Origin of the sequence: Anaeromusa acidaminophila DSM 3853 (genome assembly GCF_000374545.1) — a bacterium.
Taxonomy (GTDB): Bacteria; Bacillota; Negativicutes; order Anaeromusales; family Anaeromusaceae; genus Anaeromusa; species Anaeromusa acidaminophila.
Genome location: NZ_KB894618.1, coordinates 1 through 16,602 on the forward strand (window position 1 = coordinate 1; position 16,602 = coordinate 16,602).

The 16,602-nt window shown below is 43.6% G+C and carries 10 protein-coding genes; 8 read left to right on the forward strand and 2 right to left on the reverse strand.

The window, feature by feature from the left end; genetic code table 11:
* Window positions 1-243: hypothetical protein (locus C508_RS20590; RefSeq protein ID WP_215731989.1), on the reverse strand; the 243-nt coding region annotated here is incomplete at its 3' end.
* 393 nt (window positions 244-636) lie between these two features.
* On the opposite strand from C508_RS20590, the gene C508_RS19710 reads away from it, so the two are divergent.
* Together C508_RS19710 and C508_RS0116740 are read left to right on the forward strand one after the other, a co-directional pair.
* Window positions 637-5,232 (forward strand): calcium-binding protein, encoded by a 4,596-nt coding sequence (locus C508_RS19710; protein ID WP_018704724.1) that lies wholly within the window; start codon window positions 637-639, stop codon window positions 5,230-5,232.
* 696 nt (window positions 5,233-5,928) lie between these two features.
* On the forward strand, window positions 5,929-6,276 hold the full coding sequence (locus tag C508_RS0116740; protein WP_018704725.1) for a DsrE family protein: 348 nt from the start codon (window positions 5,929-5,931) through the stop codon (window positions 6,274-6,276).
* Window positions 6,277-6,746: 470 nt separating this feature from the next.
* Here the strand turns inward: C508_RS0116740 and budA are convergent, their stop codons facing one another.
* Window positions 6,747-7,526, reverse strand: coding sequence for an acetolactate decarboxylase (budA, locus tag C508_RS0116745; protein WP_018704726.1), 780 nt, complete (start codon window positions 7,524-7,526; stop codon window positions 6,747-6,749).
* Window positions 7,527-7,810: 284 nt separating this feature from the next.
* Between budA and C508_RS0116750 the strand changes: the two genes are divergently transcribed.
* From C508_RS0116750 to scpB, 6 genes are all read left to right on the forward strand, one after another.
* Window positions 7,811-8,686: a PorV/PorQ family protein gene (locus C508_RS0116750; RefSeq protein WP_018704727.1), complete on the forward strand. Its 876-nt coding sequence runs from the start codon at window positions 7,811-7,813 to the stop codon at window positions 8,684-8,686.
* 310 nt (window positions 8,687-8,996) lie between these two features.
* Window positions 8,997-10,574, forward strand: coding sequence for an AbgT family transporter (locus tag C508_RS0116755; protein ID WP_018704728.1), 1,578 nt, complete (start codon window positions 8,997-8,999; stop codon window positions 10,572-10,574).
* Between the two features lie 49 nt (window positions 10,575-10,623).
* Entirely contained in the window at window positions 10,624-11,883 is a 1,260-nt protein-coding gene (pepT, locus tag C508_RS0116760) for a peptidase T (RefSeq protein WP_018704729.1), read from the forward strand.
* Window positions 11,884-12,188: 305 nt separating this feature from the next.
* The gene (locus tag C508_RS0116765; protein ID WP_018704730.1) at window positions 12,189-13,502 is read left to right on the forward strand and encodes a CitMHS family transporter; all 1,314 of its coding nucleotides are present in this window, start codon (window positions 12,189-12,191) and stop codon (window positions 13,500-13,502) included.
* 541 nt (window positions 13,503-14,043) lie between these two features.
* The gene (locus C508_RS0116775) at window positions 14,044-15,393 is read left to right on the forward strand and encodes a metallophosphoesterase (protein ID WP_018704731.1); all 1,350 of its coding nucleotides are present in this window, start codon (window positions 14,044-14,046) and stop codon (window positions 15,391-15,393) included.
* Between the two features lie 142 nt (window positions 15,394-15,535).
* The gene (gene scpB, locus C508_RS0116780; RefSeq protein WP_018704732.1) at window positions 15,536-16,315 is read left to right on the forward strand and encodes a methylmalonyl-CoA decarboxylase; all 780 of its coding nucleotides are present in this window, start codon (window positions 15,536-15,538) and stop codon (window positions 16,313-16,315) included.
* Window positions 16,316-16,602 lie beyond the last annotated feature (287 nt).

Consider the following 16,602-nt stretch of genomic DNA (forward strand, 5'->3'; position numbering starts at 1 on the left):
GCCAAGTTCGAAGCAACGGTGAATTGTTGCTAACTTAAGATCCACTGGTGGATGTCTAGGGTGATCCGGTTTGTTATTCCATTGCCTCCTTGAAGCTTTTATTCTGGGTGGCAAATCTCTTTCTGCTATCCAGTTATATAATGCCTTCCTTGTTGGAAACCCCAAGCACTGAATAACTTTAGTCACGGATTTGCATTGGTCATACAGTGTTAGCGCTCGTTTTTTCTGGCCTTCTGAATACATTTTTCTTGCCCCTTTCAGAATGCCACCCGAGTCCAACTTTTTGTCCGCATCCCCTAAGGTAGAATAAGTTTCGCAAATTGGAAAAAGAAAAGGACGTGAAAGCAGCTCGATGGAAGAATAAAGTTACCACACCTATTCGTCGAAAGGAGCTGCAAACATGTCTAATAAAATTATACAGTTGAACGAGGATGCCATCAAGGGAGAACTAATCCAATACGGTCCATATGAGTCGAGTGAGCATTTTTTGTATTAATTTATTTTTTTAGAATATGCAGGAAAATGTATAAAAAATGTAGTAATTAAGTGATTGGAAATAACAGGATGTTTTAGAAAGTTGTTTGAATGATATAAAGGATTATAGTATGCGACGCTTATTTATAAGGGGAGATAGCAATGGACTATTCGCAGGAATGTGGGAAAATTGTTTTTGTAGCTGATGATGCAGGGGCTAGAACTCTAATGATTACCCATTTTGACGGTATTACAGAGGAACTGCTTAGCGATTTCGGAGATATACGTTATCCGCAATGGTCGATGGATGGAACTAAGATTATCTTTATGTCAAATTATGGGGGAGGGACGTATAAAGTATATGTGTTCGAACCCAACAGCGGTAATAGCCCTATGGCTTTAGTAAATGGCATCTATCCTGTTTTGTCCGGCGATGGCACGAAGATTGCTTATTGTAACAATGATGATGGCTTTAAACTATACATTGCCAATGCGGACGGATCTAATCCTGCAAAGGTGACCGATTTTGACCCAGGGCATTTCTCGTGGTCTCCTGATAAATCTAAATTTGTTTTTACTAGTAACGGTACTGGTGTAAATGGAACATATGTCATGAATCAAGACGGTAGCGGTCTTAAAAAGATTTCGTCATACGTTACTAAAGATCCGGCGTGGTCGCCGGATGGACAGAAAATAGCCTTTGGTAGCGATAATGGAATTTATGTTATGAGTGCTGATGGCAGCGGTGCCAAGCAGGTTTTTGCTGGCGGTAGTGTGGTGCGGGGGCCCCATTGGTCAAGTGACGGAAAAATGATTGTTTTTGGACTAACTTCCGAGGGGACGTCGGCTGATATATGGATCGTCAATGCGGATGGTTCCAATCCCAAAAACATTACGAATACACTGGCTAGTGAGGAATCACCAGCATTATGGGGGACTATATTTAGTACCGTTGTTAACGGTACTGGTTCTGTAAACGGCGGCACTGGCAATGACCTACTTAATGGTGGAGCAGGAAATGATACTCTTAATGGCGGTGCTGGTGCTGACATGATGATTGGCAGTACGGGTGATGATATATATGTTGTAGATAATGCTGGCGATGTGGTCAGCGAGAATGCGGATGGGGGGCGAGATTGGGTTAAAGCTGCTGTCAGCTATACTCTTGGCAGTAATGTGGAAGATTTAACTCTTACTGGTAGTGCGAGTGTTAATGCGATAGGCAATAGTCTAGATAATGTTCTTACTGGCAACACTGGGAACAATGTTCTTAATGGCGATACTGGCGATGATGTGTTAATTGGCGGTGTTGGTAATGATACATTAATCGGGGGAAGCGGCAATGACTCCTTGAATGGAGGAGCAGGGACTGATACGTATGTATTTGCCAAAGGCTTTGGAAAGGATGTAATTTTACGAGACAGCTATAATAGTCTGGATACCGTAGTCTTTGGAAGCGGTATTGCCGATGCCCGAGGTTCAGAGCTTTTATGCCGCCGTGAAGGAAACGATTTGATCATGAGTGCGACGTATGCCGATGGTACGACGTACGATGAACTGACGTTGCAGGGCTGGTATGAAAGCGCTGCCAACAAGATTACAAAATTCAATGTAAATGGTAAATCCTTTGTAATGAACGATTATATTCAAGGGACAGAAGGGGCAGATGCTGGCCTAAAGGGCGGCACCTACAACGATAAAATCGACGGCTTGGGCGGCGATGACACGATTTATGGCGGTGCCGGCGATGATAGTATATCCGGAGGAGAGGGCAGTAATACGCTGGACGGCGGGCTAGGAAATGATGAACTGCTCATCGATGTTGTCGGTGACAGTGTTGGTGAGCATAACTGGTTGTATGGCGGTGCTGGTAATGACCGTCTGACTGTCTGGGGCAACGATGAGAATATCCTCGATGGTGGGGCGGATAATGATACTCTGACAAGTTACGGAGTCAATAGTGTGCTGTATGGCGGTGCTGGCAATGATACCTACGTTGTGGCAGCAGGCATTATAAAAAACGCTGTGGGTGATACCAGCGGCATTGATAAAGTTCAGATTGTAAAAAAAGACGGAGCTCCTGCGAATATCAATGACTACACCTATGAATTGGTCAACAATAACCTAGTAATGACATCAACAACCGATACGACCGTTACGATAACCTTTGCCGACTGGATGAATCATCCGGTAGCGACGGTGCAGTTTGACGGGCAAGCTTTGAGTTGGCAGGAGTTTACTATTCAGGCACTGCACGCTAACTGGCAAGTGGCAGGCAACGCAGGAAACAATACTCTTACTGGTAATGCTGGAGTTGTTGATGTAATTTACGGCTATGCCGGCAATGATGTTCTTGACGGCGGTGCGGGTGTGGACGCTTTAATTGGCGGCATAGGAAATGATACGTATTTGGTGGACGGTGCGGATGCTGTATATGAAGAGGCTGGCGGAGGGGTAGACACAGTCCGCACAAGTGGAAGCTATAGGCTTGCAGCTAATGTTGAAAACCTGGAATTGACTGGTGTTGGTGATATTTCTGGCAGTGGAAATGAACTTAACAACATCATAACCGGGAATGGTGGGAATAACTGGCTTGATGGATTGCGCGGCGCTGATAAAATGAGCGGCGGTATGGGAAATGATACGTATATAGTCGATGACGCGAAGGATATAGTAGTGGAGAAGGAGTACGAGGGGATTGACACGGTTATTTCCAGCATTAGCTACAAGCTGGGTGAAACCCTGGAGAACCTAACGCTGTCTTGGAATTTTGGCAACCCCAATATAGACGGTACGGGAAATGCCAAGGACAATGTGCTGACTGGCAACAGCGGCAATAATACGTTATGGGGCTATGGAGGCAATGATCTGCTCGACGGCGGCAGCGGTATTGACAAATTATATGGCGGTATTGGAGATGATATCTATATTGTCGACAATGCTGCTGACGTGGTAATTGAATTGGCTAATGCCGGAGTGGATACGGTCCGTGCCAGTGTAAGCTATACGCTGGGGGACAATGTTGAAAATCTCGAATTAACAGGCAGTGGTGATATTGATGGTACTGGCAATGCGTTAGATAATACCATGACCGGCAACAGCGGTAAGAACACGTTGTTGGGAGGCGGCGGGAACGATACTTATATTATCGATAATGCTACTGACGTGGTAAGCGAACTGGCTAATGCTGGCTTGGATACGGTCCGTGCCAGTGTAAGCTATATACTGGGAGAGAATGTTGAAAATCTGGTCTTGACAGGCTTTGGTGCTATTGAGGGTACTGGCAACGCCTTAGACAATAAGATTACTGGCAACGCAGATAATAATACGTTATGGGGCGAGGCCGGCAATGATGTCCTTGACGGCGGTTACGGCAATGACAAAATGTATGGAGGTAGCGGGAACGACACCTATGTTGTTGACAGTTCCGCTGATGTGGTAATCGAACTAAGCGATGCCGGACTGGATACGGTCCATGCCAGTATAAGCTATACGCTGGGGGACAACGTTGAAAATCTAGAGTTGACAGGTGTTTATGATATTGGCGGTACTGGTAATGCCTTGGACAATACGATTACTGGCAATATGAGCGACAATATATTGTCTGGCGGTGCGGGCAATGATGTTTTAAATGGCGGTATGGGCAATGATATCTTAGAGGGAGATACGGGCAATGATATCTTAGACGGTGGTATGGGGGACGATATCTTTCGGTTTGGTGCGGATTTTGGTCATGATATTATCAATGATAGCGTCTTTAATGGCGGCGACACCATACGCTTTGAGAGCTTTGCCTCAACCGACATCGCCATTAGTTATGCTAATGAGGATCTGATTTTGACAGCAAAAGACGGCAGCAGCGTGACTGTGGAAAACTGGTGCAATAGTACGGAGAACAGCCGGATACACCAATTTCAGTTTGCTGATGGTGAAAAAGCAATTTATGGCACAAGTTGGGAAAAACCATTTAATATCGAGTTTGATTATACCTATGCAGGCGCATTTTTTACGGATGAGGTGAAAAATGTCTTAGACTATGCCGCTGGTTTATGGGAAAGGGTAATCTTGAACGATTTTGAGGATGTGGCCAGCGGCACACAGCTTTATATCGTGAATCCTAATACCGGTGTAGGTGAAGAAATTACTTCCTCTCAGCCTATTGATGATCTGCGCATTTATGTAGGCACAAGGGATCTGGAAAAAATAGGAGCCTTAGCGAGCGGGGGGCCAAGCACTAACAATACTCTGGATGATCGCTGGTCCAGTCAAACGGATTTTGAGCCATGCGTTGGCTCGATCGCTTTTGATGATACGCCCAGTTATTCGGGCGGTGAGACAGCTCAATGGTTTATTGACTCGACGCCGGAAACTGCCAATGATGTGGCTTCTGCAGGGGCTGGCAAGTTGGATTTCTTGACAACCGCTGTCCATGAAATCGGGCATGTATTAGGGATTGTGGGCGGTGTTAACGCCTGGGACAAATATATAAAGAATGAAAATGGTGCAATCTGGTTCACAGGAACAAATGCTAAGGCACAAAACGGCGGGCAGAATATTATAATGCTGGATAGCTCCCATCCGAACGGCTATGCCGCGGACATGTCCGGGTCGACAACGCCCTTTTATAACAACCAGGCGCCTGTAATGTCGTACGGTTTATATACTGATGGCGGTCGCTTGGTGCCAACGGCGATTGAACTGGGCATGCTCCAGGATATCGGGTATGACATAACGTATGAAAGCAGGTATCAGTTATAGAAAGTTTTTTTGCTTTCATGGAAGAAATTAAGTCTTTCATTTATATGTGATACGGAGAACCGTATTATTGGTAATGAGGCCGCCCATAATCACCCATCTGCGGTGTTGCTGTCCGGGAGCGTGCTTGCCGTACGCCACTGTACTGTCTGCGCGCGCTTCCTCGCAGCTGTCTAGTATCTGGGTAATTCTGAACGGCCTCAAGGGAACCGCATAAAAATAATACGAAAACACCAAATCCCTGGAAATAGTTTTTGCTATTTGCAGGAATTTGGTGTTTTTATGTAAAAAGTTTTAATAGGTAGTATTTGAAAAAAACGTACCAGCGGAAGGGTATTGACAAAAAAGGAACGTCAACTTTATCATATATTTCGTCGCTTGACCCGATAGGGAGAATAGCTAAAAGGAGAGAAAAATGGCAGTTGTAAAATGCACAAAATGTGGAAAAGTGTTTAATACAGAGGGAGCAATACTGAAACCGATAGGCGATGGTGGATATTTAGAATGTTGTCCAAAATGCGGGAGCACGAGTGTATGTTGTACGGACGGTTTCCAAAACGACGATGATAGAAGATGGGAAGGGTATTAGGAAAGCTGCACAGTCAAACTAGTCCCGCAATAGAAGCATAGGGAGGATTCTGTTGCCTTAATTAGGCGGCTTAAAGAAGGGGCAAAGAGTGCCTAGGAGGTGTAGGAGAATTGTTAAAGGCAGTTTTACATGTTGATGAACCAATGAAATGGCAGTTAACTTTAGCTAATACAGAAAATCTGATTGCAGACGTAGGCTTAGAAAATGTTACTTTGGAAATTATTGCAAATGCGGCAGCGGTAAAAATATTTGGGCCTACAGAGTCCGAAGCGGCAAGTGTAATTGAAAAGATGAAGGCGCTATCAAATCATAATGTTAAAATTATTGCGTGTAGAAATGCTTTAAGAGCAAATTCTATTAACGAAGATACATTGCCGAGTTATATAACGGTTGTTCCTGCAGGAATAACAAGGATTATAAAGAAACAATCCGAAGGTTATTCTTACGTAAAACCGTAAGATAGCGCCTTGCTCCCGAAAACAGGACACTAGGGACGTAGCTGTATTAAGGAAGCGCTCTTGCAACGCGCAGGATGAGCAAATGTCGAGTGCGTCCGGGATTGTAATATAAGAATAAAGATAGAGTACAAGATTTCCTCAAATGGTTTGAGGGGATCTTATTTTTTTATGTAAAACTACTTGTGGACCGTACTTCGAAAATATGTCAGTAGAATGTAAGGCTTAGCAATAAATATTTAGTTTATATTATAAAGGGAAGTAATGAGAAATGTCGAAATAGAAACAGGAAAATGAAGGTATTATTGCAGAAATTCAAGCAGACTTACTAGAACGGGCAGGGGGCAAAGTTTATGGCAGTCAGGCTATTTATACGATATGGCGTTGTTCTATGAAAAACCTCCTGCAAGAATTCTAAAGCGAATTTTTGCAGGAGGTTTTTCATTCTTAAAGTACTATCTCGTTATATCTGACTACTGTTCAATTGCTTTTAGTTCCTTGCTGTAGTCTTTATTTAGGGCAGCGGTTCCGAAATCACTAGCGCCTTGGGGTAATTCCATGCGAAATGTATGGATGCGGGACATTTGTACGTTGCCTGCTTGCAAGGAGGCTGTCAAAATATGTCCGCCAAATTTACGGTATTCGGAAATAAAATGCAGGTGATAGCCAGGAACATTGATCCCGTTAATGTATTGAGGGCACCAAAACCCAATGACGGTTCCTTTGATGTTGGTAAGCTCAAATACATGCTGTTCCTTGGCCGCTTCGGCTAATGGTTTGTAGGGCCTATCTTGTTTAGGTATCGCTCTTGTTAGAACCTTTGTGAAAACTCCATCAATGCGTATGGCGTAGAAATAGTTAGTGTCATTTTTCATTTGATCTAACGCTTTTTGCAAGTTTTCGTAATCCAAAGCATGAAGTTGGGCAGTTCTGTCAGATTTAAAGGTTAAAGAGGTTGCGAAGGGAATTTTAGCGTCATCCGTTAGCTTCAATACGTCTCCATTGGCTTTTACTTGATAATAGTCGCCGTCAAGGCCAATCAATTCTCCGTCTAACCCATTTAAAGTTCCAATGCCAAAGGAGCCCTGCTTCTTTAAGTCTTTAATGGTCAGTTCCCCGTCATATACGCCTTGCAAGAGCGCATTGATGGTAGAAAATTGGTAAAGTTCATTGGCGGCTTGCGCATAAGTAAAAGTGTTGAAGAGAAATAAAAATACGAAGGCCATGGTGATCGTACGTGCTACAGTTTTCAAGCTAAAACCTCCCGTGATTTTATTCTTACTCATTCGCTTCTTTTTAACAAGAACCTCTTTTGGTCAGTGGTATACGTAAATGTGGGGTTAGAATATTGCCTTGCAGAAGGCGGCAAACGCAAGGTAAGGACGGAAAATAGAATTATCCTAAAATTTACGTAATTGGGCAGGGATTTTCGCGCTTTTAGGGAATGAAGGTAAAATACTTTCGTTTAGCATATGATATTGTGGTTAATCTAAGAAATGTTCAATGTAAACAAGAAATATAGTTGGAGGAGAGTAGGATGAAAAAGGTTGTCGGTCTTGTGACGTTGCTTTCGCTTGTGTTCGGTTCAAGCACGCCTGCGTTTGCTTGTTATGGCGTTCGCGCCATGGGGATGGGCGGAGCGTTTATCGCTGTTGCGGATGACGTAAATACAGTTTACTGGAATCCTGCGGGGTTGTCTAATATCAAGGAAACCGAGATTGGTATACAGCGCGCAACCAATAATCGAGATGATATTAACTATATCGATGTGGTTGAATTCGTCACTCCCCTTAAAAAAGGCGTTTCTGGAATTGGTTTTCATTATACGAATAACCGGGATACGTCGTATTTTGGAGATTCTTCGGATGGATTTACAAACTACAAAAGTGATTGGTTTACTCTTTCTTATGGAACCAAGGTCAGTGATAATTTTGCTGTCGGGATCAATGTGCGGCAAGTCACGGAACGTGCTTCCAATGGCATAATTAACGGAGTCAACCAGTCGAAAAGCTATAGCGGTAGTAATACAGGCATCGACTTAGGATTTTTAGGTACTGCTGGCAAGTGGTCCTATGGGATGCTGATTCAAGACGCTAATAAACCGAAAACTCTTTTTGGCAATGGCGAGATGGAACGCAATTATCGCCCGGGTGTTGCGTACCGCCCGGATAAAAAAACAATCATCGCCTTTGATGCATATGATGCTAAACCGAGCGACGGGTCTAAAACAGAGTACTCTATAGGAGTTGAGCACAAGCTCAGCGATGAAGTTCGTGCTCGAATCGGCAATTATCACGGTGCAATGACCTATGGCGCCGGTATTAAGATGGATAAAAATATAGAATTTAATGTGGCGTATCTGTCTGGTAATCTTGGAGATACCACGCTTATTGGCTTGCAAGCGAAATATTAAATTGATTTCCCCAATTAGCGAGTGGGGAGAGCGAGACAACTTTCGCAACTAGTTGCGTCGATATAATTAACACGGTCAGCAGCTACTGGAAAATAATAAAGTACCTAGAAGCGAACTATATTGGCAGGAGTTTACATAGTATAAAGAGAAAACAACAACTTACAAGCTAGAGTAAGTTGTTGTTTTCTCTTTAGCTAGCATAGGATGGATGCATTACATAATGTTTCTGTCTTTCAGTGGCAAAGTCTTTTTTTTTTTGAGAAAAAGGCGTTAGCATTGTCGGAATTTCAGATTTAAAGGAGAGGTCATTGTGTCACAAGAAGTACAACCTAAAACAAAGTTATTTGATTCGCCTCAACAAACCGGTGGTTTTTTAGGGTGGATCGAAAGGGTCGGCAACAAAATACCGGATATCACAATGCTGTTTATAGCAGCATTCTTCATTACCTGTATCCTGTCAGCCGTTCTATCCAACATGCACTTTAATTATGTGCATCCCACAACCGGCAAACCCATTGCCGTCACCAATATGTTAAGCGCTAAAGAACTGGTTACCTTGATGAGTAAAATGGTTACGAATTACTCCGGGTTCCCTCCTTTAGGCATGGTTATTGTAGCTACGTTAGGCATCGGCATAGCGGACGGGTCCGGCTACATTAATACCGGCTTGAAAAAGATACTGGCAATCACCCCCAAATTTTTGATTACGCCAATCGTCATCATTGTCGGCATGCTGAGTCATTTGGCGCCGGACAGCGGTTACATGATCATTATTCCGGTTGCCGCTTACTTGTTCTACGCCTCCGGGAAACATCCCTTGTCTGGTGTTGCGGCTTCTTTTGCCGGTATTGCTGGCGCTTTCGCCGCCAACTATACGCCATCGGCCATCGATCCGGTTATACAGGGATTTACGCAAATGGCGGCGCAAATCATCGATCCGACTTATGAAGTAAATGTTCTCTGTAATTATTTTTATGCGTTTGCTTCGACTTTCGCGGTTATCGGCAGTTGCTGGTGGGTTACGGAGAAAATCACGGAACCGTGGTGCCGCAAAGCCTGCCCGATTGATGCAGATCTTGATATTCAGGAAGAAGATATTACGCGCACTACGTCGCGTGAAAATCGTTCTTTCTATGTTGCCACTTTTGTTTTAATTGCCATGCTGGCTGGCCTGGTGCTAGCCTTATTGCCGGCTGATTCCATTTTGCGTGATGCAAATGGCAACATTGCCAGCTTTAAGGCGCCTGTCATGCAGTCTATCGTCGCTATTATCTTCCTGCTTGCAGCAGTTACAGGCATTGTGTACGGCATTTTAAGCGGCAAGTTCAGAAGTTCGAAAGACTTTACCAACTCCATGGAAGAAATCACGAAAACCTTAATTCAGTTGATTGTATTCTACTTTTTTGCCGCTCAGTTCATGTACGCTTTTGCAGCGTCCAATATAGGCGCACTAATCGCCGTTTCCGGCGCCGAATTTTTAAAATCGCTGGCATTGCCGCCGCAGGCAACTATTTTCGGCATCATCGTCTTTGTTGGCTTGCTCAACCTGCTGATTACTTCCGCTTCCGCCAAATGGTCTATTTTAGCGCCTATTTTCGTACCCATGCTGATGTCGGTCGGTATCGCGCCGGAACTGACGCAAGCGGCTTTTCGCATTAGCGATTCCGCTGTAAATGTTTGCACGCCTATGTTTGCCTTTTATCCCCTGATCATTATCTATTGCCAAAAATATTACAAACGCACCGGCGTCGGCACTCTAAGCAGCTTAATGCTGCCGTATACTATTGCGCTCTTAATCGCTTTAACCGCCATGCTCTATCTCTTCTGGTGGTTGAATATTCCATTAGGATTCCAAGCCGATTACGTCTATCCTCGCCAAATGTTCTAATTCCATATCAACAATAGCATGATTTCATTTGATAAAAGAGGTTTTATACATGACAAATAACCAAGCTGAATTAATAGAGCGATTTCATCGTTATGTCGCAGTCCCTTCGCAAAGCCTTTCAAACGGCGGAACGCAAATTCCCAGCAGCGAAGGTCAATGGAACCTAGCAAAATTATTAAAACAGGAATGCGCTAAGCTGGGCCTTGTCGACGTACACTTGAGTGATCAGTGTGTTTTGACCGGGAAACTGCCGGCTAATTTGCCAAATAGCTGTAGCCGCAAGATTCCTTCAGTGGGCTTCATTGCTCATCTTGACACGGTTGACGTCTGCTTATCGCCGGAAATTCATCCGCAAATAGTCAAGAATTACGACGGCAAGGACATCGTGTTAAACAAGGATCAACTAATCGTGATGACGACCAAGGAACATCCTGAGTTGCTGAAGTACGTCGGACAGGATTTGATCGTTACCGATGGAACTAGCGTGCTGGGCGCCGACAACAAAGCCGCCATTGCCAATATCATGACGGCGCTGTCATCCTTATCCGCAGATCCTTCTATGTATCACGGCGATATATATATTGCCTTCGTTCCAGATGAGGAATGCGGTCTGTATGGTTCCAAAAGCATGGACTTCAGCAAATTTCCAGTAGATTTCGCCTATACCATCGATTGCTGCGAGCTCGGCGAAGTAGTGTACGAGACCTTTAACGCCGGCAGCGCTGCAGTTACCATTCATGGCGTAAGCGCTCATCCCATGAGCGCTAAAGGCGTACTCGTCAACCCAACGCTGCTGGCCGTCGACTTCATCAACATGTTCGACCGCAAAGAGACGCCAGAATGCACGGAAGGGAAAGAAGGCTATATTTGGTGCCAAGCCGTCCAGTCCAATCAATCCACCGCTAAAGTAGAGTTAAATATCCGCGATCATTATAAAGAAAAATACGAAGCGCGTAAGCAGCTTGTTTTGGAAAATGTCCAAAAGCTGCAGGCGGGAAACCCTCGCGCTAAAATTGAATGCGCAATACAGGATGTGTATGGAAATATCGCTGACGCGGTGACAGACCAAAACCGCATTGCCATTGATTATCTTTATACGGCGATGAAGCAGTTGCAAATCACGCCGAAAACAATTGCTATGCGCGGAGGCACAGACGGCTCATTCATTTCTACCAAAGGGATTTTGACTCCTAATTACTTTACCGGAGGGCACAACTTTCACTCCCGTTTTGAGTTTTTGCCGATTCCCTCGTTAGAAAAATCCTATCAAATGACGATGACGCTTATTGATCTGATCTATAAAGGATAAAACGTATAAGAATAATACGGAAATACCAAATTCTTGCAAACTTATTTGCCGTTTGCAGGGGTTTGGTATTTTTGATTTCTGTCCAATTTCAGCGACTCAAGTTAACAAAAAGAACCAAATGAACAAAATGAGCTAAAAGATTGTGCTTTTCTGAAAATTCCATTACGTTAATATCAGTATATAAAAAACAAAAAGAGAGGGCGCTTTATTGAGGGGGGATTTTTTATTTGCTATAAAAGCGAAGTGGTTTATGCGTTTTTCAATAACATTTGCAGGACTATATTATTAAAGGGGGAGCAAGGATTATGGACACTACTCTTTTAGCTGCGATAGGCTTTGGAATGATTGCTGTAATCGTTTATATGCTGCTGCAGTCAAAAGTTACTCCAACGCCTATTTTTGTCGCCACTCCGCTGGTAGCCGCCTTAATAGCCGGTTTTGGAATTGATAATATCGCCCAATTTGCCCAAAAAGGTATAATGACTACAGCAAGCGTTGCTATTTTATTTATATTTTCTATTACTTTTTTTGGCGTGTTGATGGATGCAGGATTATTTGACCCTTTTGTCAATTTTTTAGTTAGAAAAGCAGGAAACAATGTTATTGCGGTGACTGTAGCCACTTCTCTTATCGCCACAGTGGCCCATCTGGATGGCTCGTTGGCTGTAACGCTGCTAATTACTGTGCCTGCGATGCTGAATGTATATAAGAAATTGAATATACGGCCAGTAATACTGCTTTTGCTTTGCGGTATGGCTATGAGTATTATGAATTTAGTACCCTGGGGCGGCCCAACCGCTCGAGTTGCGGCAGTAACTCATTCCGACCCTAATGTGCTCTGGCATGCGTTAATCCCGCTTCAACTCGTCGGTATCGTTGTAAATACCATTTTTGCCGTTATTTTAGGTATCATCGAAAAAAGACGCGGCGCCGGGCAGAATATCAATATTGAGATTCAAGAGGAAGAAAACAAAGTTGACGCCAAGAAAGAAGCTCTTAAACGGCCCAAGCTTATCTGGGTCAATGCCCTTATTGCAACAGGCACTATTGCGTTATTAGTTTTAACTAACTGGCAAGCATATTTCTGCTTTATGATAGGTTTGTCCATGGCCCTTGTTGTCAATTATCCAAATGTCAAAGAGCAAGGGGCAAGAATTAAGGCTCATGCCGGAGATTCTATTTCAATGGCGGCTATTTTGCTATCATCCGGTATTTTTTTGGGTGTACTGTCAGGAACTAAAATGATTGAAGCTATGGCTAAAGTTATGATTTCTATCATTCCTGCTGCGTTAGGGCCTTATATTCATGTGATTCTAGGGATCTTTGCCGTACCTATTGGCATGCTTCTGGGGACGGACTCCTACTTCTTTGGACTTTTACCTTTAGCTATCGGTGTTGGCAAAGAATATGGCATAGATCCTGTCAATTTGTCTAAAGCCCTTCTAATCGGAAAGAACTATGGCGTTCTGGTAACTCCTCACGCCGCTACCACGTATTTGGCTATTGGCCTGGCGGGCATTGAGATTAAAGAGCTGTTTAAAGTCTGTGCTCCATGGCTTTGGTTTTTAGGCATAGTTTCCTTATTCATAGCTATAATTATGGGTGTGGTAGTGATTTAATCGGTTTGTGGTATCTATTGAGAGATGTCGGCAACCTCGATTCGCAAGGTGAAATGCGCTGTTTCAAAGCTTGAATTAACGAAGTGCCAGGAGCTTTTGGCAGAGGTTATGAAAATGAGTACGGCTCAGGACGTGCGCCAAAGAGTTGAGGAATTTTGTAAGATGTACGGAATTTCTTGAACTTTGAGAAGCTGCAATTAAATAGTTGGATCTCTTGAGTAGTAAAAAGGGTAATGAGGACAGAACTCATTACCCTTTTGCAATGGTTGACTTGATGCGGAATGGCTCGGCTATACTGGGGGCAGTCCATTGCTTTCAGGAATATAAAAATGAATACAGAAAATACGAAATTCCTGCAAAATTGCTTGCCTGTTGCAGGAATTTTATATTTTCATGTAAAAAGCTATTTGTAAGCAGTGATTGAGCTTGCTTTCTGGACGTGGCTATCTCTGAATAGAAAATAGTTATAGCTACTTATCTTTTTTGAAAAGCAAAGAGCTGAGAGCGCAGGTAAAACGTTACATGATTAAGGGGGAAAGATATGGCAAGAGAAAAAGGATTATCCAGGCGAGAGTTTTTGAACAAGACAGCTATGGGCGGGCTGGCGCTGGCGACCATTCTTGACGGATCTTTTTTATTGTCTGACCGTGTTGCGGCTGCAGGGTTGAGCGTTGGACGAGATATTCAACCACTGTGGGAATCGGCTAGTCGAAAAAATAAAATTGTTGTCGTAAGCGATTTGCACTTTGGCATTGACGATGGTTTTGCTGAAACGGTTCATAACAAGGCGCTTTTTGTTGAATTTCTGCAGAAGCTGCAGCAGACGACCGATGTAAGAGAGCTGGTTATTGCCGGTGATTTCCTTGATGAATGGTATTTGCCGCTAAATTATGGTCCGGTAAATGATTTCCAAGACTTTTTTTATCAGGTAGCGATGAATAACCAGACGGTTATCGAGGCGCTAAAGCAAGTGATGCAGGCTGGCATCAAGCTTGTCTATGTCATCGGCAACCATGACATGAATATGGCGCCCGGCCTATTGAGCCGACTGCTTCCTGGTATTGTCGAAATTCATGATGCGAAAGGGATTGGGAGGTATATTACCGGGGATCGCGGAGAAATTGTCATTGAGCATTGCCATCGTTATGATCCGTACTCAGCTCCTGACCGGGTGTCGAATCGGGAGCTATGTCAAAGTGACGCCACGATGTATCCGCCAGGCTACTTCTACGCTCGTATGGCCGCCAGCTGGGTTACGGACGGCAGACCCAAGATAAAAAAGAACTATCCAGTGCTTACAAAGGTTCCGGATGCAACAAATACGGATCAAACGGGCGCCTACGTGTATGCCAAAATATTGGAGGGCTTATTTAACAAGATCACGGTACGAAGTGCTTTTGAAGACAAAGTGTTTGCAGTAAATACTTGTGGTTTCCATGGCAGCTATTCCCTGAAAGACATGTACCCAGTGGAGCAGCCTGACGGAACGATTTCCGCTCCTCTGTTGTTCCGGCATTTTCAGCGTTCTTGGGAAGCACGGCAGGAAATGAATGATGTATGGGTGAAGAGTCCTTTTAAAGAAGCGGGAGCCGGTGCCGTGGCGCATAAATATTTTTATAGCTGCGCTGGAAAGCAATACTTAGATCGTAAAGATGCCTCCTATGATGTGGTGGTGTTTGGACATACGCATGTTCCGGATTTTCAGCAAAATGGCAATAAATTTTATATCAATTCAGGGACTTGGGTAGATCACAACACGGACTATCCACAGGCTACAAGAACTTTTGCGGTCGTTGAAACGGGCGAGGTAAACCATGCCGTTTTATATGCATACCGGGAAGATGGTTCGTTGCATGATGTATCATTACAGGCGGGGAACGTGAAGCGATGATGTGGTTGCTGCATTTTAGGCAGTAAAGAAAGTATGGAAAAATTGATTTTTGTACTACATAGGACTATAATCAAAGCCAAGACACGGATATTCATTATAATGAATACAAGTATCCTGGCTTTAATTATTAGGGGGAATAGTTATGTCGTTAGTTAAGGCGGAAGTTTTAGAAAAAGTGGGTGTTATCACGCTGAATAATACCCAAAAGCTAAACGCATTAAGCTCTCAGCTGGTGAATGATATTGTTGAGGCGCTGGATGCCTTTCAAAAAGAGCAGGTACATATCGTTGTTTTACGTGCTCCAGAAGGAGCTAAGGTTTGGTCGGCAGGTCATGATGTTAAAGAATTACCATTAAAGTTAAGGGATCCTTTAAGTTATTACGATTCACTTGAGGTACTTCTGAGAACAGTGGAAGAGTACCCGGGCCCGGTTATTGCGATGGTGCACGGCAGTGTTTGGGGCGGCGCTTGCGACTTAATCATGACTTGCGATATGGTGATTGCCGATAAGACAGCTAAGTTTGCCATGACGCCTGCTAAGCTTGGGGTTCCCTATAATTCGACAGGGATTTTGCATTTTATGAATCGTTTACCGATCAATATTGCGAAAGAGATGTTTTTTACTGCGGAATTAATGTCTGCAGAACGGGCTTTAAATGTAGGCATTATCAATCATTTAGTGGAAGAAGAGGAACTTCTTCCCTTTACATTAAATATGGCTACGACAATCAGCACCCGGTCCATTTTGTCGATTCAGGTTATTAAGGAACAGTTCCGTGTTTTATCAAAAGCATATTCTATTACTCCTTCCGCTTTTGAACGAGTGCAGGGGATGCGGCGGAAAGTGTATGACAGCCATGATTATGAAGAAGCAATCACTGCCTTTTTAGAAAAACGTCCGGCGAAGTTTAAAGGTGAATAAACGGTAGATATATATAGTAGAAGGATGGCTTTATTCCTTGCGTTTAGAAGGGATAGAGCCATCTTTTTTCCCTTACTATAAGTTCCGGCCCAATTATACAGTGTTCATTGTTGACTTTTTGAAGGTAATTATGTTTCCTGCATCGAAGAATAACAACATAAATTAATATAATTAACTCAAAGGGGATGATAGGGGGATGCGGACAAAAAGTTGGACTCGGGTGGCATTCTGAAAGGGGCAAGAAAAATGTATTCAGAAGGCCAGAAAAAACGAGCGCTAACACTGTA

What these genes read in the sequence shown, in the direction of transcription:
- C508_RS19710 (WP_018704724.1), top strand. Translation starts at nt 637, where the DNA reads ATGGACTATTCGCAGGAATGTGGGAAAATTGTTTTTGTAGCTGATGAT.
- C508_RS0116750 (WP_018704727.1), top strand. Translation starts at nt 7,811, where the DNA reads ATGAAAAAGGTTGTCGGTCTTGTGACGTTGCTTTCGCTTGTGTTCGGT.
- pepT (WP_018704729.1), top strand. Translation starts at nt 10,624, where the DNA reads ATGACAAATAACCAAGCTGAATTAATAGAGCGATTTCATCGTTATGTC.
- C508_RS0116765 (WP_018704730.1), top strand. Translation starts at nt 12,189, where the DNA reads ATGGACACTACTCTTTTAGCTGCGATAGGCTTTGGAATGATTGCTGTA.
- C508_RS0116775 (WP_018704731.1), top strand. Translation starts at nt 14,044, where the DNA reads ATGGCAAGAGAAAAAGGATTATCCAGGCGAGAGTTTTTGAACAAGACA.
- scpB (WP_018704732.1), top strand. Translation starts at nt 15,536, where the DNA reads ATGTCGTTAGTTAAGGCGGAAGTTTTAGAAAAAGTGGGTGTTATCACG.